Below are 20119 nucleotides of genomic sequence, written 5' to 3' on the forward strand. Positions count from 1 at the left end.
TGAGTCACGAGAGAAGGTATGGCAATGGCGCGATACGACGCGATCGTGGTCGGCGCCGGCTTCGGCGGCATGGGCGCGGCCATCCAGCTGGACCGGCTGGGGCTGAGCGACTACGTGATCCTGGAGCGCGAGGACGATCTCGGCGGCACCTGGCACGTGAACCGCTACCCGGGGCTCGCGGTCGACATCGCCTCGGTCACCTACTCGTACTCCTTCGAGCCGAATCCGTACTGGTCCCGGCTCTTCGCGCCGGGGGAGGAGCTGCGCCGCTACGCGCAGCACGTGGCCGAGCGGTACGGGCTGCGCCGCCGCATGCGCTTCGGCACCGCGGTCGAGCGGGCCCGCTGGGATGCCGAGGGGCAGCAGTGGATCGTCACCACCGGTACCGGCGACGAGCTCACCGCGCGCTTCCTGATCACCGCCACCGGCTTCCTCTCCCAGCCCTACACCCCGCCCTTCCCCGGCATCGACGGGTTCGCCGGGCGGATCGTGCACACCACCGCCTGGCCGGACGACCTGGATCTGACCGGGCAGCGGGTCGGCGTGATCGGCACCGGCGCCACCGCGGTGCAGCTGGTTCCCGAGCTGGCCGACGTCGCCGCCGAGCTCACCGTCTTCCAGCGCACCCCGATCTGGGTGGTGCCCAAGGTCGACACCCCGATCCCGGCCGCGGTGCAGCGGCTCTTCGCCGCGCTGCCGGTGACCCAGAAGGCCGCGCGGCTGGCGAACACCTCCGTGCTGGAGGCGATCATGGTCGCGGGCGTGCTGGAGTTCACCAGGGCGAAGGTGCTGAACCGGGGCGCCGGGCTGCTGGCCAGGGCGCACCTGCGCACCTCGGTGCGCGACCCGGAGACCAGGCGCGCACTCACCCCCGGCTACGACTTCGGCTGCAAGCGCCCGACCTTCTCGAACCGCTATTTCCGGGTCTTCAACTCCCCGCACGTCCAGCTGGAGACCGGCACCATCGCCGGGGTCACGCCCGGCGGCATCGCACTCGCCGACGGCTCCGAGATCGCGCTGGACACGCTGGTCCTCGCCACCGGCTTCGACCTGTGGCAGGCGAACTTCCCGGCGATCACGGTGCTCGGCCGGGACGGCATCGACCTCGGCGCCTGGTGGCGGGAGAGCCGGTTCCAGGCGTACGAGGGCATCACCGTGCCGCGCTTCCCCAACTTCCTCAGCCTGAACAGCCCGTACTCCTACAGCGGGCTCTCGTACTTCACCACCGTCGAGGCGCAGATGAAGCACATGGGCAGGCTGCTCGGCGAGCTGGCCCGGCGCGGCGCGGCCACCTTCGAGGTCACCGAGCGCGCCAACGCCGCCTTCCTGGACCGGGTGACCGAGCGGCTCGGCTCCTCGGTGTTCTACGGCGGCGACTGCGCGTCGGCGCGCAGCTATTACTTCGACCCGCACGGCGAGGCCGCGCTGCTGCGCCCGACCAGCACCCTGAACGCGCACCGCGAGGCGGTGCGCTTCCCGCTGGACGACTACGTCTACGGTGGCGTGCCCGCCTGAGTGTGGGGCCGGTTACGCGAACTGGCAGACTGTGTGGGTACCTGTCCACCCCACCCACGAACCAGGAACTGACGTCGACGATGGAACTGCTGTTTCCGCTACTGCTGGTCGCTCTGCTCGTGCCGATGTTCCTCGGCGTCCGCCGCCAGAAGCGTGAGGCCGAGAAGGTCTCGGCGATGCAGGACAATCTGAAGGTCGGGGATCGGGTGACCACCACCTCGGGGCTCTACGGCACCGTGGTCGAGGTCGACGAGGACACCGTCGATCTCGAGATCGCCGAGGAGATCGTGACGACCTGGCTGCGCCAGGCCGTGCGCGAGGTCCGCACCGACGACGAGGCGGTCACCGAGGAGCCGGGCACCGCCGACCCGGCCGAGCCCGCTGTCCGGCCCGAGCCGGAGGCCGCCGCGCCCGCGGCCGCCGAGGAGACCCCCGGCCAGACCGAGACCCGGCTGACCAAGGACTGACCGCGCTCGCCGCTGTCACCGCAGTCCGCGCCGGAACCCGGCGTGGATGTCTCGGTGCGCCCGGTCGGCGCGCCGGTTCCACTCGACTTCCGCTCTAGGAGATGACGCACTGTGCCTCCGTCACAGGGATCGGCGCACCCATGGCGACTGCTCGGCCTCTTCGTTGCCCTGCTCGCTCTGATCTACGCGCTGGTTTTCTTCACCGGGGACAAGTCCCCGACGCCGAAACTCGGCATCGATCTGCAGGGCGGCACCCGGGTCACGCTGACGGCGCGCACGCCGGACGGCAGCAGGCCGAGCCAGGACAGCCTGAAGCAGGCGCAGTCCATCATCGAGAACCGGGTGAACGGCCTCGGCGTCTCCGGCTCGGAGGTGGTGATCGACGGCGACACCATCGTGATCACCGTCCCGGGTGAGGACGGCCAGCAGGCGCGCACCCTGGCCACCACGGCCAAGCTCTACATCCGCCCGGTGCTGACCGCGGTCCCGGCGGCCGGTCGCGATACCGCGCAGACCCCGGCCACGCCGGGAGCCCCCGCCCCGGCGGGCACCGCGCCCGCGCCCGACGGCTCGGCCCCGCCGCCCGCCCCCGGTGGCGTCGCGCCGGACGCCCCCCCGGCCCCCGCCCCCGAGGTCGCGCCCGCGCCGCAGCCGCGGCTCTTCCCGGCCCAGGTGCCGCCGGAGCCCGCGCCCCCGGCCGAGCAGGTCCCGCCACCCGGCGAACCGGCGCCCGCGCCGCCCGCCGAACCGGCGCCCGCGCCGCCCGCCGAGCAGACCCCGGCCCCGGCACCCACCCCGGAGCCGAGCCCCGCCGACCGCACCCCGGCCGAACAGGCCCGCGCCGAGATCGCCGAGGCCAAGGCCACCAGGCAGAGCACCGACCCGGCCGTGCAGCAGCTCGCGCTCGCCACCCTGGACTGCTCCGAGCCCGACCCGCTGCGCGGCAACGACGACCCGAACCTGCCGCTGGTCGCCTGCGCGAGCGACGGCACCGAGGTCTTCCTGCTGGACAAGAGCCGGATCGACGGCCAGGACATCGCCGACGCCAGCTCCGGGCTGAACCAGCAGCAGTCGCGGCACGAGGTCTACCTGGAGTTCAAGTCCGGCGGCAGCGACGAGTGGGCCGCGCTCACCGGCGAGTACGTGCAGCAGCGCGTCGCCTTCGTGCTCGACTCGCAGGTCGTCTCGGCGCCGGTGGTGCAGCAGGGCCCGCAGCAGGGCGGCCGCACCCAGATCTCCGGCAACTTCACCGCGGCCTCCGCCAAGGAGCTCGCCAATACGCTGAAGTACGGCTCGCTGCCGCTCTCCTTCGAGACCTCGGAGGCGCAGACCGTCTCCGCGACGCTCGGCCTCTCCTCGCTGCGCGCGGGGCTGCTCGCCGGCGCCATCGGGCTCGTCGTCGTGCTGCTCTACTGCTTCGCCTACTACCGGATGCTCGGGCTGCTCACCGCGCTCTCGCTGATCGCCTCCGGCTTCGCGGTCTACGGCATCATGGTGCTGCTCGGGCGCTGGATCGGGTTCACCCTCGACCTGGCGGGCGTCGCCGGTCTGATCATCGGCATCGGCATGACCGCCGACTCCTTCGTGGTGTTCTTCGAGCGCATCAAGGACGAGATCAGGGAGGGCCGCAGCTTCCGCTCCGCGGTGCCGCGCGGCTGGCAGCGGGCCAGGCGCACCATCCTCTCCGGCAACGCGGTCAGCTTCATCGCCGCCGCGGTGCTCTACATCCTCGCCGCAGGCCAGGTGCGCGGCTTCGCCTTCACCCTCGGGCTGACCACCATCCTGGACGTGGTGGTGGTGTTCCTGGTGACGGCGCCGCTGGTGCTGGTCGCCTCGCGCACCGCGTTCTGGTCCAAGCCCGCGGTCAACGGCCTCGGCGCGATGCAGCAGGTGGCGCGGGAACGCACCGCGGCGACCCGCCCCGCACTCGGGAAGGCGTGAGCACCGTGACGAACAACCACACCGACCGCGAGAGCGGCTACTCGCTGGAGAACGGCACCAACGCCACCGAGGTCACGGATGTCTTCACGCCCGTGCAGCGGGCGCACGCGCGCAGCTTCTTCAGCAGGCTCTACACCGGCACCGGCGCCATCGACGTGATCGGCAACCGGAGCCGCTGGTATGCCATCACCGGGGTGATCGTGCTGATCGCGCTGGCCAGCATGGTGATCCGCGGGTTCAATTTCGGCATCGACTTCGAGGGCGGCTCGCAGATCCAGTTCCCGGCCGGGTCGGCGAGCACCGAGCAGGTCGAGCAGGCCTACTCGGACGCGCTCGGCTTCGGCCCGGAATCGGTGCAGACCGTCGGCGCGGGCGGCTCGTCCACCATGCTGATCCGCTCCGAGGCGCTGGACGCGAGCCAGGTGGACACGCTGAGCGCCGAACTCTACGAGCGGTTCCAGCCGGAGGGCTCCGACGGCAGCCCGAGCCGGGCCGCGATCAGCGTCTCCGACGTCAGCGAGACCTGGGGCGGCCAGATCACCCGCAAGGCGCTGATCGCGCTGGCGGTGTTCCTGGTGATCGTCTCGATCTACATCGCCGTCCGCTTCGAGCGCGACATGGCGCTGGCCGCGCTGGCGGCGCTGGTCTTCGACGTGGCGGTGACGGCGGGGGTCTACGCGCTGGTCGGCTTCGAGGTCACCCCGGCCACCGTGATCGGCATCCTGACCATCCTCGGCTTCTCGCTCTACGACTCGGTGGTGGTGTTCGACAAGGTCGAGGAGAACACCAGGGGCATTCTGCACCTGAACCGCCGCACCTACGGCGAGCAGGCCAACCTGGCGCTCAACCAGACGCTCATGCGCTCGATCAACACCGCCCTGATCGGCATCCTCCCGGTCGCCGGGCTGATGGTGATCGCGGTCTGGCTGCTCGGCGTCGGCACGCTCAAGGACCTCGCGCTGGTGCAGCTGGTCGGGCTGCTGGTCGGCACCTACTCCTCCATCTTCTTCGCGACGCCGCTGCTGGTCTCGCTCAAGGAACGGTGGGGTCCGGTGGCCGCGCACACCAGGAAGGTGCAGGCCAAGCGGGCTGCGGCGGCCGCGGAGCGGGTCGGTGCCGCCGCCAAGCGGCGCGCGGGCACCGCGACCGCCCGCAGCGCCCAGGAGGCGGCGGAGCCCCGGCGGGCCCGCAGCGGCGCGGGCTCGGGCCCGCGGGCGGGCGCGCGCCCCAGCGGCAAGCGCAACCGCCGGTAGCAGTGGCGGGGCCGCTGGTGCCCCGGTGACATCGTTCGGGAGCGAAGGGGTTTCGACGTTGCGACTTCCACGCCGCGGGCACCGGCCCGGGATCCCAGCGCGGCGGGTGGTCGCCGCGCTCACCGCCGCGGTCGTCGCGGCCGGGCTCGGCGCCGGGTGCTCGAGCGAGAGCCAGGTGCCCTCCATCGGCTACGCCACCGACGCGGTGATCAGCACCTACAACGGCGGCACGACGGTGGGCTGGGCCAGCGGCTCGCCCGCCGTCTTCGGCCGGGTGCTCACCGGGTTCTTCTACACCGGCCCGGACGGCCAGCAGGTGGCCGACACCGACGTCGGCACCGCCAAGGAGGTGCCGGGGGAGGCGCAGACCATCCAGTATCGGCTGAGCCCGGACGGCGTCTACTCCGACGGCATCGCCACCTCCTGCGACGACCTGGTCTACACCTGGGCGGCCCGCAGCGGCCGGTTCACCTCCGGCGGCGCGCCGCTCTTCGACAGCGCCAGCACCTCGGGGTACGAGGACATCGAGCGGATCGACTGTGAGCCCGGCTCCAAGGACGCCACCGTCGTCTTCCGCCCCGGCCGCCGCTACGTGCCGTGGCGCACGCTCTTCGCCGCCGGTGAGCTCATGCCCGCGCACGTGGCCACCCAGGCCACCGGGGTGAGCAACCTGATCGGCGCGGTGCGCACCGGCGAGCTGGTCGCGCTCGGCAAGCTCGCCGACTTCTGGAACACCGGCTGGACCATGACGCCCGGCGCGCTGGACGCGAGCCGCTTCCCCTCCGCGGGCCCCTACCGCATCGGCTCCTACAGCGAGAGCGAGGGGCTGGTGCTGGTCGCCAACGAGCGCTGGTGGGGGGCGAAGCCGGAGACCGGCCGGATCGTGGTGTGGCCCAAGGGAACCGACCTCTCCGCCAAGATCGGCGACAATGCCGTCGGGGTGATCGACATCGGCGCGGGCTCGGTACCGGAGCTGCCGCTGGACGGCTTCTCCGCCAGCACCGTCCCGGGCCGCGGCGCCGAGCAGCTGGTGCTCGGCACCGGCGGGGTCTTCGCCGGGGTGCAGCCGCGCCGGGCGCTCGCCGCCTGCGTGCCGCGCCAGGCGCTCTTCGACACCCTCGGCTCGGTACCGGACCGCCCGCAGCGCGGCATCGGCTCCGCCATGCTGAACGCCCATATCGTGCAGCAGGATTCGCTCTTCTACGAGGCAGCCACCGGAGCCGCGCAGAGATACGCCGCCGTCGACCCGACCGTGAAGGCGGGCGATCTGACCGTGCGGATCGGCTACCGGACCCCGGACAGCCGCCGCGCCGCCACCGTCCGGGCCATCGCCGACTCCTGCCGCGCCGCCGGGATCACCGTGGTGGACGCCGGCGCCCCCGACTTCCAGCCGACCCGGCTCACCGAGGGCGCGGTGGACGCCGTGCTCGGCGGCACCGCCGCCGCCACCGGCCCGGCCGGGTCGAGCTCCGAGATGGCGGCCATGGCGGCGCTGCGCACCGGGAACGGCTCCAATGTCGGGCGCTTCGGCAACGGCCGGTTCGACGCCATCACCGACCAGCTCGCCGCCGACGACGCCTCGGCGGGCCGGCTCGGGCTGCTCACCGAGGCGGAGAACCTGCTCTGGTCCGAGCTACCCAGCATCCCGCTCTTCGCCACGCCGCGGCTCATCGCCTTCGGCACCGGGCTGCGCAACGGCGTCGCCGGGCCGACCCAGGGCGGCACCGGCTGGAACATGGACCGCTGGCGGCTGACCCGGTGACCGACCCCGAAGGGACCCCGATGACCGCGCACGCCACCGCCGCCGACGCGGTGCACCGGCTCACCCGCTGGCACGACGACTTCCCCACGCCCGGCGTGCGATTCGCCGATCTGACCCCGGTCTTCGCGGACGCCGCCGGCTTCCGCGCGGTCCTCGACGGCCTGGCCGCCTGCGCCCCGGACGCCGACCTGATCGCCGGGGTGGACGCGCGCGGCTTCCTGCTCGGCGCCGGCGTCGCGGCGAGCCTCGGCACCGGGGTGCTCGCGGTGCGCAAGGGCGGCAAGCTGCCGCCGCCGGTGGTCTCCCGCGAGTACACGCTGGAGTACGGCACCGCCGCGCTGGAGATCCCGGCCGACGGCGTCGAGCTGCGCGGCAGGCGGGTGCTGCTGCTCGACGACGTGCTCGCCACCGGCGGCACGCTGGCCGCCGCCGCGGAGCTCTTCGCCGAGGCGGGCGCCGAGGTGGTCGCGGCCGCCGTGGTGCTGGAGATCGGCTTCCTGGCCGGGCGGGCCAGGCAGGGCGACTACCCGGTCACCGCCATCGTCACCGTCTGAAAAGGAGTTGACCCCGGCCGCGGTGCCGGGGTTATCCTGGTCTGGTCTTGTTCCCGGCGAACGGAGCGGCTGTTGCTGATCTGAGGTCACGCCCGGGCGGCCCGTATCTCGCGCGCCGCGTTCCGTCGCAGTCACCTCGGGAGCAACCGTGCCCACACCCTCGTCCTCGCTGTCCCTGTCGGATCTCGCCTTCACCTGGCCGGACGGCACCGCCGTCTTCGACGGGCTGACCGCAACCCTCACCCCCGGCCGCATCGGGGTGGTCGGCGCCAACGGCGCCGGGAAGTCCACGCTGCTGCGGCTGATCGCGGGTGAGCTCACCCCCGGCCGCGGCTCGATCACCCGCCCCGGCCCGCTCGGCTACCTGCGCCAGGACCTCGGCCTCGGCACCGGCCTCCGGGTCGACCAGGTGCTCGGCATCGCCGCGGTGCGCGCCGCGCTGCACCGCATCGAGGCGGGCACCGGCAGCCCCGCCGACTTCGACACCGTCGGGGCAGCCTGGGATGTCGAGGAGCGCGCGGTGGCGCTGCTCGCCCGGCTCGGCCTCGGCCACGTCGCCGACGGGCCCGCCGCGCTCGATCGCACCCTCGGCACGCTCTCCGGTGGCGAGACGGTGCTGCTCGGGCTGGTCGCGGAGCTGCTCACCGAGCCCGCCGTGCTGCTGCTCGACGAGCCGACCAACAACCTGGACGGCGTCGCCAGGCAGCGCCTCGCCGAGGTGCTCGGCCAGTTCACCGGCATCGCGCTGGTGGTGAGCCACGATCGGGAGCTGCTCGACGGCATGGACGCCACCGCCGAGCTCTACCGGGGCGGGCTGCGGCTCTTCGGCGGCGGCTTCGGGGCCTACGAGCGGATCGTCGCGGCCGAGCAGGAGGCCGCCGCGGCCGCGGTCAGGGACGCCCGCGGCGATCTGCGGCGGCAGCGCCGCGAGCTGATCGAGACCAGGGTGAAGCTGGACCGCCGGGTGCGGTACGGCCGCATGCTCTCCGAGACCAAGCGGGCGCCGAAGATCATCGCCAACGAGAAGAAGCGGAGCCAGCAGGTGTCCGCGGGCAAGCTGCGCAACACCCACCTGGAGCGGGTGGACAGCGCGCGTACCGAGCTGCGGAGTGCCGAGGAGGCGGTGCGCGACGACCGGGAGATCCGGATCGAGCTGCCGCGCACCCGGCTGCACCCGGGGCAGGAGGTGGTCGAGCTGAGCGGGGCCGCGCTGCCGGGCGGGGTTCAGGTCGACCTGCGGATCAGCGGGCCGGAGCGGATCGCGGTGACCGGGCGCAACGGGGTCGGCAAGACCACGCTGCTGCGCCGGATCGCCGAGGCCGGGCCCGCAGTGCCGTGGCGGCTGCTGCCGCAGCGGCTCGACATCCTCGACGACGCTCGCTCGGTCGTCGAGAACGTGGCGGCCGCCGCGCCGCACGCGGGAGCGCAGGAGGTGCGGGCGCAGCTGGCCCGCTTCCTCTTCCGCGGCGCCGCCGCCGACGCGGCCGCGGGCACGCTCTCCGGCGGCGAACGGCTGCGCGCCGCGCTCGCCGCCGTGCTGCTCGCCGACCCGGCGCCCCGGCTGCTGCTGCTCGACGAGCCCACCAACAACCTGGACCTGCCCAGCCTCGGGCACCTCACCCAGGCGCTCACCGGCTACCGGGGCGCGCTGGTCGTGGTCAGCCACGACGAGCGCTTCCTCGCCGACCTCGGCCTCACCAGGCTGCTGCGCTGCACCGGAGCCGAGGTCGAGGACCGGCCGCTGACCTGAGTCAGGCGTCGAGCAGGGCGGCCAGCTTCTTCGGCGCCACCAGCCGGTAGCTCTGCCGCACCGTCTCGGCGATCTCGGCCCAATCCGGGTCGACGTCGAGCCGGAGCCCGATCCAGCCGCTCGGCCCCACGTAGGGCGGGACGAAGAAGCGCTCCGGCTCGGCGTCGACCAGCTCGTCCTGGACGCCGGGCGCGGCCGGGCACCAGAGCGTCGGCCCCGGCTCGCCGTAGCTGCCGACCACGTACTTCGTGAACGACTTCCGCTCCCGGACGAAGAAGGTCGGCGCGCCGTGGCTCAGCCGCTCGGTGGCCTCCGGCAGCGCGAGGCAGATCCGGCGCACCCGCGCCACTGTGTCCATACCAGGAGTGTAGGGGGTTGCCGGCGACGTTTTGGTTGCTTACACTAAAACTACTTCACGGGAGGAGACGGACATGGGATACGGACACTGGGACGACACCGCCTACCGGGCGGCGGCCACCTTCCGCGCCCGCCGGGGCGAGGACGACTTCGGCTACACCGCCGAGCTGCGCGACCAGCCCTACGACAGCTGGCGGGCGCACCCGAGCCTGGAGCCGTTCGGGGTGCGGGCGCGCGAGTGCCGCGACTCCGACGAGCACGGCGCCGCGCTGCCGATCGCGGTGCTCTTCGACGTCACCGGCTCGATGGGCCGGGTGCCGCGGATCATGCAGAACAAGCTGGGGCTGCTGCACGGCCTGCTGCGCAGCCGCGGCTACGCCGACGACCCGCAGCTGCTCTTCGGCGCCATCGGCGACGCCGACAGCGACCGGGTGCCGCTGCAGGTCGGGCAGTTCGAATCGGACAATCGGATGGACGAGCAGCTGCGCTCGATCCTGCTCGAGGGCGGTGGCGGCGGCCAGAAGTCGGAGAGCTACGAGCTCGCCGCCTACTTCATGGCCACCCACGTCAGCACCGACGCGTGGGAGAAGCGCGGGAAGAAGGGCTACTTCTTCCTGATCGGCGACGAGCTGAACAAGCCGCGGCTGGCGAGCAGGCACATTCGCGCGGTGATCGGCGACAGCGTGCGGCAGGACGTCTCGGTGCAGTCGATCTACCGGGCGCTGGCCGAACGCTGGCACGTCTTCTTCCTGCTGCCGGACCAGTCCAGCTACTTCCACGACCCGGAGATCGCGGAGCACTGGCGCGGGCTGCTCGGGCAGAACTTCCTGAAGCTGGACGATCCGGCCGCGGTCTGCGAGCTCATCGCGCTGACCATCGGCCTCGGCGAGGACCGGGTGGATCTCGCGACCGGTCTGGCCGATCTGCGGGATGTCGGCGCCGGCGGGGCCGACGCGGTGGCGCGCACGCTGGGGGAGCGCACGGCGCTGCCCGGGAAGCGGACGGCGTGAACAGAGGTCGCGACGGCGGGCCCGGTGGCCACGTGATCGTGGTCGACCTCGGCTTCGGTGACGCGGGCAAGGGGGCGACGGTCGACTGGCTGTGCTCCCCGGCGGCGGGGCTCGGCCCCGCCGCCGTCGTCCGGTTCAACGGCGGGGCGCAGGCCGCGCACACCGTCGTCGCGGGCGGGCGCACGCACACCTTCGCGCAGTTCGGCTCGGGCACACTCGCCCGCGTGCCGACGCTGCTCACCCGGCACGTGCTGGTGGAGCCGATCGCGCTCGCCGCCGAGGCCGAAGCGCTGGCGGCGCTCGGCGTGCCCGACCCGCTCGGGCTGCTCGCCGTCGACGGCCGGGCGCTGCTCACCACCCCGATCCACATCGCCGCGAACCGGGCGCGGGAGCGGGCCCGCGGCACCGCGCGGCACGGCTCCTGCGGGCGCGGGATCGGCGAGACCGCCGCCTACGCGCTGGAACACGCGGCGCCGACGGTCGCCGACTGCGCGCACCCGGATCGGCTGCGGGCGCTGCTCACCGCGCTGGCCGCGCACTACGCGCCGCTGCTCGCGGGCAGCGGGTTCGGCTTCGAGCCGGTGGACGACCTGGTCGACATGTACCGGGAGTTCGCCGCCGCCGTCCGGGTGGCCGGCGACGGCGAGCTCGCCCGCCTGGCCCGGCGCGGTCCGCTGGTCTTCGAGGGGGCGCAGGGGGTGCTGCTGGACGAGTGGCGCGGGTTCCACCCGCACACCACCTGGTCGACGGTCGAGCCGCGGAACGCCCGCGCGCTGCTGGCCGGGATCGGCGCCACCGGCACCGTGCTCGGCGTGACCAGGAGCTACCAGACCAGGCACGGGGACGGCCCCTTACCCACCGAGGACCCGGCGCTCGAGCTGCCCGAGCCGCACAACGGCACCGGCCCGTACCAGGGCCCGTTCCGCCGCGGGCACCTCGACCTGGTGCTGCTGCGCTACGCGCTCGAGGTGTGCGGGGGAGTCGACGGGCTGGTCGTCAACCACCTCGACGTCCCCGGCCCGCTGCGTGTCGCTACGGCCTACCGCACCCCGGCCGGTGTGCTGCGCCGCCTCCCGGTCGGGGCGTGGCAGGACCTCGCCCACCAGGAATCCCTGACCGCGCTCCTGCGTTCCGCCACACCGCAATTGGCGGATCTCCCCGCCGACATCCCGGCGTACCTGGAGCGCGAATTGGGTACCCCCGTGTTGCTCACCGGTAACGGCCCTGATCGGTCCGATCGCCGCCCCACCCCTGCCACTCGCGCGGCCTGATCGCAACCCAACGGGGCGAGCAATACGAGCCCGGTTCGCGGCCGGTTCCCGGGCCGCGAACCCCGCGTGCCGCAGGCACGCGCAAAGATAGAGCACATGCAGTCCGTCGTTTCAGTGGATGTCGTGACGCTGCGGTTCTGGGGGGAGGACTCCGGCATCCGGCTCGGGGTCGCGCCGCGCGGGCACGCGCCGTTCGCCGGTGAGCTCGCCCTGCCTGGCGTCCTGCTCGGCCGCGGGGAGCGGCTGGTGGCCGCCGCGCACCGCGCCCTCGTCACCAAACTCGGCGCCCCCGAGCCCGCCATCGCCGCCATCGGCCAGCTCGTCACCTTCGACGAGCCGAGCCGCGACCCGCGCGGGCCCACGCTCTCCATCGCCATGTGGGCGGTGCTGAGCCCGCACGACAGCCCCGCGGAGTGGGTCTCGTTCGACAGCGTTCCGCCGCTGGCGTTCGACCACAATGCCATCATCGGTACCGCGCGGACGCTGCTCACCGGGCTGCTCTGGAAAGACCCGGCCTTCACCAGGGCGCTGCTCGGCCCGCAGTTCCCCGCCACCCGCGCCGTCGAACTCGCCACCTCGGTCCACGGCGTCCGCCCCGACCCCGCCAACCTCAACCGCACGCTCGCCACCGTCCCCGGGTTGACCCGGACTGACGAGCGGCGCAGAGTGAAGGCCACGGGCCGCCCGGCGGCAGTCTGGGCTTTTGTTGATTAGCGCGCCTGCGGCGCGCGGGTTCGCGGCCCGGGGATCGGCCGCGAACCGGGGCTCGTGAGGCTCGCCCCAGGGTGGCTGGGCGGGAGGGGTGGGGGCCGGGGCCTCGCAGGCTTTGCACGCGGGCGGGACGGTCGGGGTGATCGGGACTAAAGTGGGGGGTTCCTCGGGGCACCGGGGCTTGGGAGAGGCGGTGGCATGACTCAGCATCTGGACGAGGTGAACGCCGGGAACGCGGCGGACGAACCCCGCCCCGAGCCGGAGCAGCCCGCCCCTGCCACCGAGCCGCCGGCTCCCCCGCGCAGCGGCTCCGCCGCGGTCCCGACCTCCGCCTCGCGCCGGGTCAGGGCCCGGCTGGCCAGGCGGATGACCGGCCAGCGCGGCATCGCGGCGGTGAAGCCGGTGCTGGAGCCGCTGGCGACGGTGCACCGCGAGCTGTACCCCAAGGGCGACCTCGTACTGCTGCAGCGCGCCTTCGACGTGGCCGACGAGCGGCACAAGCACCAGTTCCGCAAGTCCGGCGACCCCTACATCACGCACCCGCTCGCGGTGGCGAACATCCTGGCCGAGCTCGGCATGGACACCATCACCCTGACGGCCGCGCTGCTGCACGACACCGTGGAGGACACCGGCTACTCGTTGGAGCAGCTCACCGCCGACTTCGGCCGCGAGGTCGCGCACCTGGTGGACGGCGTCACCAAGCTGGACAAGGTGAACCTGGGCTCGGCCGCCGAGGCGGAGACCATCCGCAAGATGATCATCGCCATGGCCCGCGACCCGCGGGTGCTGGTGATCAAGGTCGCCGACCGGCTGCACAACATGCGCACCATGCGCTTCCTGCCGCCGGAGAAGCAGGCGAAGAAGGCCCGCGAGACGCTCGAGGTGATCGCCCCGCTTGCCCACCGGCTCGGCATGGCAACGGTCAAGTGGGAGCTGGAGGACCTGGCCTTCGCCATCCTGCACCCGAAGAAGTACGACGAGATCGTCCGGCTGGTCGCCGACCGCGCGCCCTCCCGGGACACCTACCTGGCCCGGGTGCGCGCGCTCATCGTGAACAACCTGAGCGATTCCCGGATCAACGCGGTGGTCGAGGGCAGGCCGAAGCACTACTGGTCGATCTACCAGAAGATGATCGTCAAGGGTAAGGACTTCGACGACATCCACGACCTGGTCGGCATCCGGATCCTGTGCGAGGAGATCCGGGACTGCTACGCCGCGGTCGGCGTGGTGCACTCGCTGTGGCAGCCGATGGCGGGGCGGTTCAAGGATTACATCGCGCAGCCGCGCTACGGCGTCTACCAGTCGCTGCACACCACCGTGGTCGGCCCGGACGGCAAGCCGCTCGAGGTGCAGATCCGCACGCACGAGATGCACCGGACCGCCGAGTTCGGCATCGCCGCGCACTGGCGGTACAAGGAGACCAAGGGCAAGCACACCGTCGACTCCACCGAGGTCGACGAGATGTCCTGGATGCGCCAGCTGCTCGATTGGCAGCGCGAGGCCGCGGACCCGGCCGAGTTCCTGGAGTCGCTGCGCTTCGACCTGAAGAGCCCGGAGATCTTCGTCTTCACGCCGAAGGGCGATGTGATCACGCTGCCGCAGAAGTCGACCCCCGTCGATTTCGCGTACGCGGTGCACACCGAGGTCGGGCACAAGTGCATCGGCGCCAGGGTGAACGGCAGGCTGGTCGCGCTGGAGCGGCAGCTGGAGAACGGCGAGGTCGTCGAGATCTTCACCTCGAAGGCGCAGAACGCCGGGCCGAGCCGGGACTGGCAGAACTTCGTCGTCTCCCCGCGCGCCAAGGCCAAGATCCGGCAGTGGTTCGCGAAGGAGCGCCGCGAGGAGGCGCTGGAGACCGGCAAGGAGCAGATCTCCAAGGAGGTCAAGCGCTCCGGCCTGCCGCTGCAGCGCCTCATGAGCGCCGACGCCATGACCTCGCTCGCCAAGGAACTGCACTACGACGATATGTCGGCGCTCTACACCGCCGTCGGCGAGCACCAGGTCTCCGCCCAGCACGTCGTGCAGCGCCTCATGGCGCAGCTCGGCGGCATCGGCGACGTCGAGAACGAGCTGGCCGAGCGCTCCACCCCCTCCACCACCCCCGCCAGGCAGCGTGTCACCGGCGACGCCGGCGTCCTCATCCCCGGCGCCACGAATACGGTGGCCAAGCTCGCCAAGTGCTGCACCCCCGTCCCCGGCGACGAGATCATGGGCTTCGTCACCAGGGGCGGCTCGGTCAGCGTGCACCGCACCGACTGCACCAACGCCGATTCCCTGCAAGCCCAGCAGGAACGAATCATCGCGGTCGAGTGGGCCCCCTCCCCCTCCTCGGTCTTCCTGGTCGCCATCCAGATCGAAGCCCTGGACCGCACCCGCCTCCTCTCGGACGTGACCAAGGTCCTGGCGGACGAGAAGGTCAACATCCTCTCGGCTTCCGTGACCACCCACGGCGACCGGGTAGCCATCAGCAAATTCACCTTCGAGATGGGCGACCCCAAACACCTGGGCCACCTCCTCAACGTCGTCCGCAACGTAGAAGGCGTCTACGACGTCTACAGAGTCACCTCAGCCGCCTAACCCCCCTCCCACCCAACCCCCTCCCCCCAGTCACCAGGGGGCGAGTCTTACGAGCCCGGTTCGCGGCCGATTCGCGTCCGAGTGCTCGAAAGCGCATGAGCCGAAGGCTCGAGTCTCGAGCGCTCGGACGCGAATCCCCCCGGGCCGCGAACCCGCGCGCCGCAGGCGCGCCAATCCAACACAGGCAGCAGAAGGGCAGCGCCTTGATCTTGCGCCGCGACGCGGGCAACTATCTGTTTGCCCACAATTCGCCTCTCCGAGTGGTAACTTCCTCCCCACACCCCCGCGCCACGCAGGGGAATCGGAAACTTGCGGCGCGCCACCGATCGATCGCCGTCGAACTGTCGCGGACACCGCCCTGTCCTGCGGAATGTTTCCGCCGTGCCCGCAGTCATAGCCGGAATCTGTTACGGTCTATTGCGTTTCGAAGCGTCCTGTTGGCTCGGCGATACGGACTGATTGCGAACCGCTATGGCAACGTACACGGGAAGAATCTCGGGAATGCTCGTCGCGTTCGCCGTCGCTGTGGCGACCGCGACAGCGGGCACCGCCGCCGCGCAGCCACCTGCCGGGCCCTCCACGGAGCTGGAGATCACCTCCTGCCCCGCGCTCTACGCGCTCGGCATTCAGGGCACCGGTGAGTCCTCGCCGGACGCCGCGCCGAGCACCGATACCGGGATGCTCTCCACCGTCTTCCGCCCGCTGCTGGCCAAGGCGGCCGATCCGGGGCTGGTCGACCGCGCCTACGTGCCGTACGAGGCGGGCTTCGGCGGCGCCGTCGGCGGCCGGCAGGCGCCGTACTCGGAGTCCATTTCCGGCGGGCTCATCCGGCTGCGCACCATGGCCAAGCAGGTCGCGGATCGCTGCGGCGAGACCCGCTTCGCGATCGTCGGGTACTCGCAGGGCGCGCACGTCGCCTCCATGTTCGCGCAGGAGGTCGGGCAGGGGCACGGCGTGCTCGCCGCCGACAAGGTCGCGGCCGTCGCGCTCTTCGGCGACCCCACCCGCAATCCGGGCGCCCCGCTCTTCCCCGGCGCGCCGGGCAAGTCCGCCCCGGACGCCGCGCCCGGCGTCTCCGGCGACGAGATCGCCACCATCGCCGCGCTGCCGCAGGCCCCGGCCTCCGGTGGCGGCATCGGCCCGGAGCGGGATCGGGCGGCCAACTTCGGTTCGCTCACCGGGCGGGTCGCGAGCTTCTGCGCCGCAGGCGATCTCGCCTGCGACGCGCCCGAGGGCGCGCCGATCCTCAAGGCGGTGGCCAATATCGCGGGCCAGGCCAAGCTGAGCGGTGGCGATCCGATCGCCTCGCTGGTCTCCATCTCGCAGGCGCTGGCCTTCACCTCGATCAAGACCGCCACCAAGGTGGTGAACGAGGACATCTCCGGCACCTCGCTGGCGAATCTCTCGATCGCGCCGAAGCAGTCGATCTCGCAGCGGCTGGCCGACGCCTCCGACCCGCGCACCCCGCTCGACCTGAACGGCGCCTTCAAGGCCATGCTCAAGGTCGGCATGATCGGGCTGAATGCCGTGGTCACCGTGGTGAGGACGGTGCTCAACCCGACCGCCATCGCCGAGCTCGCCACGGCGGCGCTGAGCAACCCGCCCGCCGCGCTGCTCATGCTCGGCACCAAGCTGCTCGGCGCCATCCCGCAGCTGATCCCGCCGACCACGGTCTCCCGGCTGGTCACCCAGGCGTTCGAGGCGGTGGTGCAGAACATCACCGACAACAGCGAGCTGCTGAACACCACCACCTGGGTGCGGTACTGGGACACGGTGCAGCGGCACGGCGCCTACGGCAATGCCGCCGTCTCGGCCAACGGCGATGCCCCCACCCAGTTCGTGGCGGACTGGCTGGCGGCCTCCGCCCACGATATCCACGCGACCGTCGGCAGCGGTGGCACGCCGTCCGGCGCGGCGCCGAAGGTACCGACCGGATTCTTCGACGGCAGCTCCGGCGCGTCTCCGACACCGGCTCCGTCGGGTACGGGACAATTTCCCTTCGGGAGTGGAGTCGACGGCGCCTCCTCCGGAGGCTCGGTGCCGGCGGCGCCCCCCGCCGACCGACCCGATTCCGCAGGCAACGCCTATCCGTTCTCCACGAACTGAACGCCGAGAAGGGCCGATTGATGCCGCGTTACGCGCCCCGATCAGCGGGAATGGGGGAATGTTGAAGTCGTACAAAGATTTGTCGCGATGGTATGGGGCGCTCGAGCCGGAGGGCTCGGCTCCCGAGCCGGAGGGTTCCCGGCCGGACGCCGACGCGGACGCCGGGCCGCCGGGTGCGCCGCTGCTCTCGGTGCAGCCTGCCGACGCTGTCGAGGGGCGTCGGACGGGATCGGAGCCCGAGAGCGAGTCCGTGCCCACCGCGGACCCGTCCGCCCCGGCGGAGCCGGGAGCCGACGCGCATCCGCCGCTAACGGCCGAGGTCGTCGAGCCGGTGATGGTCGAGCCCCCGGTGGAACCGGTGGTCATCGCACCCGCGGGCAGCGACCCCGGCCCCGCGGACCCCGCGCCCGAACCGCCACCCCCGGTGATCGATGCCGAGGTCGTCCAGGTCGACACCGGCGCGAAAACCACCACCCCGCTGGACGAGATCGACGACGAGCTCAAGTTCCCCTGGGAGGCCGAGGCCGAGGCCGAGGCCGCCGCCGACGTGCAGGGCGACATCCCCCGCCTGCGCCCGGCGGAGCCGCTGGACGACGCCGACCTCTTCGGCGACGCCGACCTCGCCGACACCGTCACTCCGCTCGACGCGCGCCGCGCCGAGCGCGAGCAGTGGGAGAACGACGACCGCTTCGACAACTACGTCCCCAGCGACGTCACCACGCAGCGCAGCGAATTCGTCGGCGGCTGGTCGGACTGGGTCGGCCCCGGCTCGCCCCCGGCGGCCTCCCCGCCGGGCTGGGAGGACGACGGCACGGTGCGCACCCTGCCGAGCCCGCTCGCGCTGCGCGAGCAGGACGCGCCGCCGGACTCCAGGCGCCGCCGCGCCTTCGTCGTGCTCGGCGTCGCGGTGCTGCTGCTGGTGCTGGCCGCTGTCGGCGTGGTCTACCTGCTCGGCTCCGGCGGCGGTGGCGGCGGCTCGGCCCCGGTCGTCCCCTCCGCCATGCAGTTCAGCAGCGCGGGCGGCCCGGCCGCCGAGTGCACGGCGAGCCGCACCCCGACCGAGGTGCGCGGCGCGGGCCGGGGCGGCGCCATGTCCGGGCCGGACGCCATCCTCGCCTTCCAGTACGCGTACTACGTGGACCGCAGCGGCAGCTCGGCGCGGCAGCTGGTGGCGCCGGGCGCCGCGGTCTCGCCCGCCGAGGTGATCCAGCGCGGCATCGACTCCATCCCGGCCGGAACCACGCACTGCGTGCGGATCACCGAGGTGGGCGACAATCGATACTCGGTCGAGGTCACCGAACAGCGGCCCGGTGGCGTTCCCGCGTCCTACAGCAGGCAGACGGTCACCACCGCGGAGATCGGCGGCCGCACCCTGATCACGGGCATCGCGGCCGGATAGAGGAGAGCAGTAGCGATGGGAGAGGACTGGAGTTCCCGGACCGACCGGCAGCGACCGATCCTGGTGGTCGGGGGCTGTGGCGGCGCGGGCACGACGACGACGGTGCTCGGGCTCGCGGGTGCGCGGGCCGCGGGCGGCACCCCGACGGTGGCGGTCGACGCCACCGCGGCCGGCGGCGACCTGGCGCTGCGCGGCGCGGACGAACACCTGCACCCGATCAGCCTGCAGTCGTGGCTCTACGGCCGCGGCGACGACGAGCCTGCCCCGCTCAAGGAGTGCCTCTCCCGGGCCTCCTCCGGGATCGGGCTGCTCTGGCGGGACGAGGCCCCGCTGCGCCGCCGCGCGACGTATCTGACCGTGGCGCGGGCGGTCTCGCAGGCCGGCTTCACCGCGGTCTACGACGGCGGCAGCCCGATCGCGGCGCGCCAGCTGCGCCCGCTGCTCGACGACGCCGAGATCGCGCTGGTGCTGGCGATCCCGTCGCGCACCGACGCCGCCAACCGGCTGCGGGTGACGCTGGAGTGGCTGGACGACCAGTTCGGCGCGGCCGACGAGGGGCCGGGCGGCGGCATCGTCGGCGACACCAGCATCGTGGTCTCGCACCAGCTGCCCGACTCCGACTCGCGCGTCGCCGACCACCTGCGCGAGCACCTGGCCGGCTGGGTGCACGAGATCCGCGAGATCCCGTACGACCCGCACCTGGCCCGCGGCGAGCTGGTGCAGCACGGCGAACTGGCCGAGGCGACCAGGGCGGCCTACGACGAGCTACTGCGCGGCGTGGCATCATGACGGCGGCCATGAAACTTCCGCGCCGCTCCGATCCGGAGCCGGGAACGGCGGGCGTGATCGCGCCGCCGGAGTCCCGGCGCGCTCCCATCTGGCAGCGTCCGGTGCCCGGAATCGGCCGCGCGCCGCTGGTCTGGGTGCTGGGTGTACACGGCGGCGCCGGAGCCAGTACCCTCGCGCATGTGCTTGCGCCAGTGGCGGATTCGAGCCGCCGCTGGCCCGGCGTCTTCGAGCGTGAATCGCCGTTCGTCGTCCTCGTCGCCAGGGAGACCATCCCGGGGCTGACCCGTGCGCACGATCTGCTCCGCCAGCACCTCTCCGGTTACGCCGGCCGCGCCGATGTGCTCGGCCTGGTCACCGTCGCCGCCCGCCCCGGCAGGCTGCCCGCCGAGATCCGCCGGTACCGCGATGTGGTCGGCTCGCTGGCCGGCCAGCTCTGGCAGGTGCCGTGGGTCGAGGAGTGGACCCTGGTGGAGCCCGAGAAGCTGCCGGTGTGGACACCGGGGGACGTGCAGCTGCCGCGCAAGCGCCGGGTCGACCCGCTGGACGAGGTGCCGCCGGAGATCCACCGGCTCGGCTCCGAGATCGTCGCGGCGGCCCGCTCGGCCGTGCGCGAATCCAGCTACGACGCCGACGCACGGATGTTCGAGGAGTGACCGC

The 20119-nt window shown here is 72.7% G+C and carries 16 protein-coding genes; 15 read left to right on the forward strand and 1 reads right to left on the reverse strand.

Translation table 11 applies throughout. From position 1 onward, the window contains the following. The first annotated feature begins 24 nt into the window (after window positions 1–24). From NH2_RS20580 to NH2_RS20610, 7 genes are all read left to right on the forward strand, one after another. The gene (locus NH2_RS20580; RefSeq protein WP_067656684.1) at window positions 25–1515 is read left to right on the forward strand and encodes a flavin-containing monooxygenase; all 1491 of its coding nucleotides are present in this window, start codon (window positions 25–27) and stop codon (window positions 1513–1515) included. 80 nt (window positions 1516–1595) lie between these two features. Continuing rightward, complete coding sequence (yajC, locus tag NH2_RS20585) at window positions 1596–1982, forward strand: preprotein translocase subunit YajC (protein WP_067656687.1); 387 nt, start codon at window positions 1596–1598, stop codon at window positions 1980–1982. 111 nt (window positions 1983–2093) lie between these two features. After that, on the forward strand, window positions 2094–3923 hold the full coding sequence (gene secD, locus NH2_RS20590; protein WP_067656690.1) for a protein translocase subunit SecD: 1830 nt from the start codon (window positions 2094–2096) through the stop codon (window positions 3921–3923). 5 nt (window positions 3924–3928) lie between these two features. Continuing rightward, complete coding sequence (gene secF / locus NH2_RS20595) at window positions 3929–5176, forward strand: protein translocase subunit SecF (RefSeq protein WP_439951772.1); 1248 nt, start codon at window positions 3929–3931, stop codon at window positions 5174–5176. Between the two features lie 58 nt (window positions 5177–5234). Then, the gene (locus tag NH2_RS20600; RefSeq protein ID WP_245650682.1) at window positions 5235–6938 is read left to right on the forward strand and encodes an ABC transporter substrate-binding protein; all 1704 of its coding nucleotides are present in this window, start codon (window positions 5235–5237) and stop codon (window positions 6936–6938) included. A gap of 20 nt (window positions 6939–6958) precedes the next feature. Then, complete coding sequence (locus NH2_RS20605; protein ID WP_067656858.1) at window positions 6959–7492, forward strand: adenine phosphoribosyltransferase; 534 nt, start codon at window positions 6959–6961, stop codon at window positions 7490–7492. Window positions 7493–7640: 148 nt separating this feature from the next. Further along, window positions 7641–9242, forward strand: a complete 1602-nt coding sequence (locus NH2_RS20610) for an ATP-binding cassette domain-containing protein (protein WP_067656693.1) — start codon at window positions 7641–7643, stop codon at window positions 9240–9242. Between the two features lies 1 nt (window position 9243). Here the strand turns inward: NH2_RS20610 and NH2_RS20615 are convergent, their stop codons facing one another. Then, on the reverse strand, window positions 9244–9600 hold the full coding sequence (locus tag NH2_RS20615) for an MmcQ/YjbR family DNA-binding protein (RefSeq protein WP_067656696.1): 357 nt from the start codon (window positions 9598–9600) through the stop codon (window positions 9244–9246). A 73-nt stretch (window positions 9601–9673) separates the two neighbouring features. Here NH2_RS20615 and NH2_RS20620 point away from each other — a divergent pair, with 73 nt between their 5' ends. The 8 genes from NH2_RS20620 (at window position 9674) to NH2_RS20655 (ending at window position 20115) form a co-directional block, all read left to right on the forward strand. Beyond that, window positions 9674–10609 (forward strand): hypothetical protein, encoded by a 936-nt coding sequence (locus NH2_RS20620; protein ID WP_067656699.1) that lies wholly within the window; start codon window positions 9674–9676, stop codon window positions 10607–10609. Then, window positions 10606–11880, forward strand: a complete 1275-nt coding sequence (locus NH2_RS20625; RefSeq protein WP_174552854.1) for an adenylosuccinate synthetase — start codon at window positions 10606–10608, stop codon at window positions 11878–11880. Before NH2_RS20620 ends, NH2_RS20625 begins: the two co-directional genes overlap by 4 nt. Window positions 11881–11976: 96 nt before the next feature. Further along, complete coding sequence (locus tag NH2_RS20630; protein WP_067656705.1) at window positions 11977–12594, forward strand: NUDIX hydrolase; 618 nt, start codon at window positions 11977–11979, stop codon at window positions 12592–12594. A gap of 195 nt (window positions 12595–12789) precedes the next feature. Next, on the forward strand, window positions 12790–15168 hold the full coding sequence (locus NH2_RS20635) for a RelA/SpoT family protein (RefSeq protein ID WP_067656708.1): 2379 nt from the start codon (window positions 12790–12792) through the stop codon (window positions 15166–15168). 501 nt (window positions 15169–15669) lie between these two features. Then, the gene (locus NH2_RS20640) at window positions 15670–17274 is read left to right on the forward strand and encodes a cutinase family protein (RefSeq protein ID WP_067656711.1); all 1605 of its coding nucleotides are present in this window, start codon (window positions 15670–15672) and stop codon (window positions 17272–17274) included. 79 nt (window positions 17275–17353) lie between these two features. Beyond that, a complete protein-coding gene (locus NH2_RS20645; RefSeq protein ID WP_067656715.1) occupies window positions 17354–18673 on the forward strand; it encodes a DUF8176 domain-containing protein in 1320 nt (439 codons plus the stop codon). Between the two features lie 15 nt (window positions 18674–18688). Then, window positions 18689–19462: a hypothetical protein gene (locus NH2_RS20650; RefSeq protein ID WP_245650683.1), complete on the forward strand. Its 774-nt coding sequence runs from the start codon at window positions 18689–18691 to the stop codon at window positions 19460–19462. A gap of 179 nt (window positions 19463–19641) precedes the next feature. Continuing rightward, entirely contained in the window at window positions 19642–20115 is a 474-nt protein-coding gene (locus tag NH2_RS20655; protein WP_245650684.1) for a hypothetical protein, read from the forward strand. The last annotated feature ends 4 nt before the right edge of the window (window positions 20116–20119 follow it).

Source organism: Nocardia harenae NBRC 108248 (assembly GCF_001612885.1).
Taxonomy (GTDB): Bacteria; Actinomycetota; Actinomycetes; order Mycobacteriales; family Mycobacteriaceae; genus Nocardia; species Nocardia harenae.

Coding starts and splice junctions, on each gene's coding strand:
- yajC (WP_067656687.1), top strand. CDS start 1,596: ATGGAACTGCTGTTTCCGCTACTGCTGGTCGCTCTGCTCGTGCCGATG.
- NH2_RS20620 (WP_067656699.1), top strand. CDS start 9,674: ATGGGATACGGACACTGGGACGACACCGCCTACCGGGCGGCGGCCACC.
- NH2_RS20650 (WP_245650683.1), top strand. CDS start 18,689: ATGGGAGAGGACTGGAGTTCCCGGACCGACCGGCAGCGACCGATCCTG.
- NH2_RS20605 (WP_067656858.1), top strand. CDS start 6,959: ATGACCGCGCACGCCACCGCCGCCGACGCGGTGCACCGGCTCACCCGC.
- NH2_RS20615 (WP_067656696.1), bottom strand. CDS start 9,600: ATGGACACAGTGGCGCGGGTGCGCCGGATCTGCCTCGCGCTGCCGGAG.
- NH2_RS20635 (WP_067656708.1), top strand. CDS start 12,790: ATGACTCAGCATCTGGACGAGGTGAACGCCGGGAACGCGGCGGACGAA.
- NH2_RS20640 (WP_067656711.1), top strand. CDS start 15,670: ATGCTCGTCGCGTTCGCCGTCGCTGTGGCGACCGCGACAGCGGGCACC.
- NH2_RS20630 (WP_067656705.1), top strand. CDS start 11,977: ATGCAGTCCGTCGTTTCAGTGGATGTCGTGACGCTGCGGTTCTGGGGG.
- NH2_RS20580 (WP_067656684.1), top strand. CDS start 25: ATGGCGCGATACGACGCGATCGTGGTCGGCGCCGGCTTCGGCGGCATG.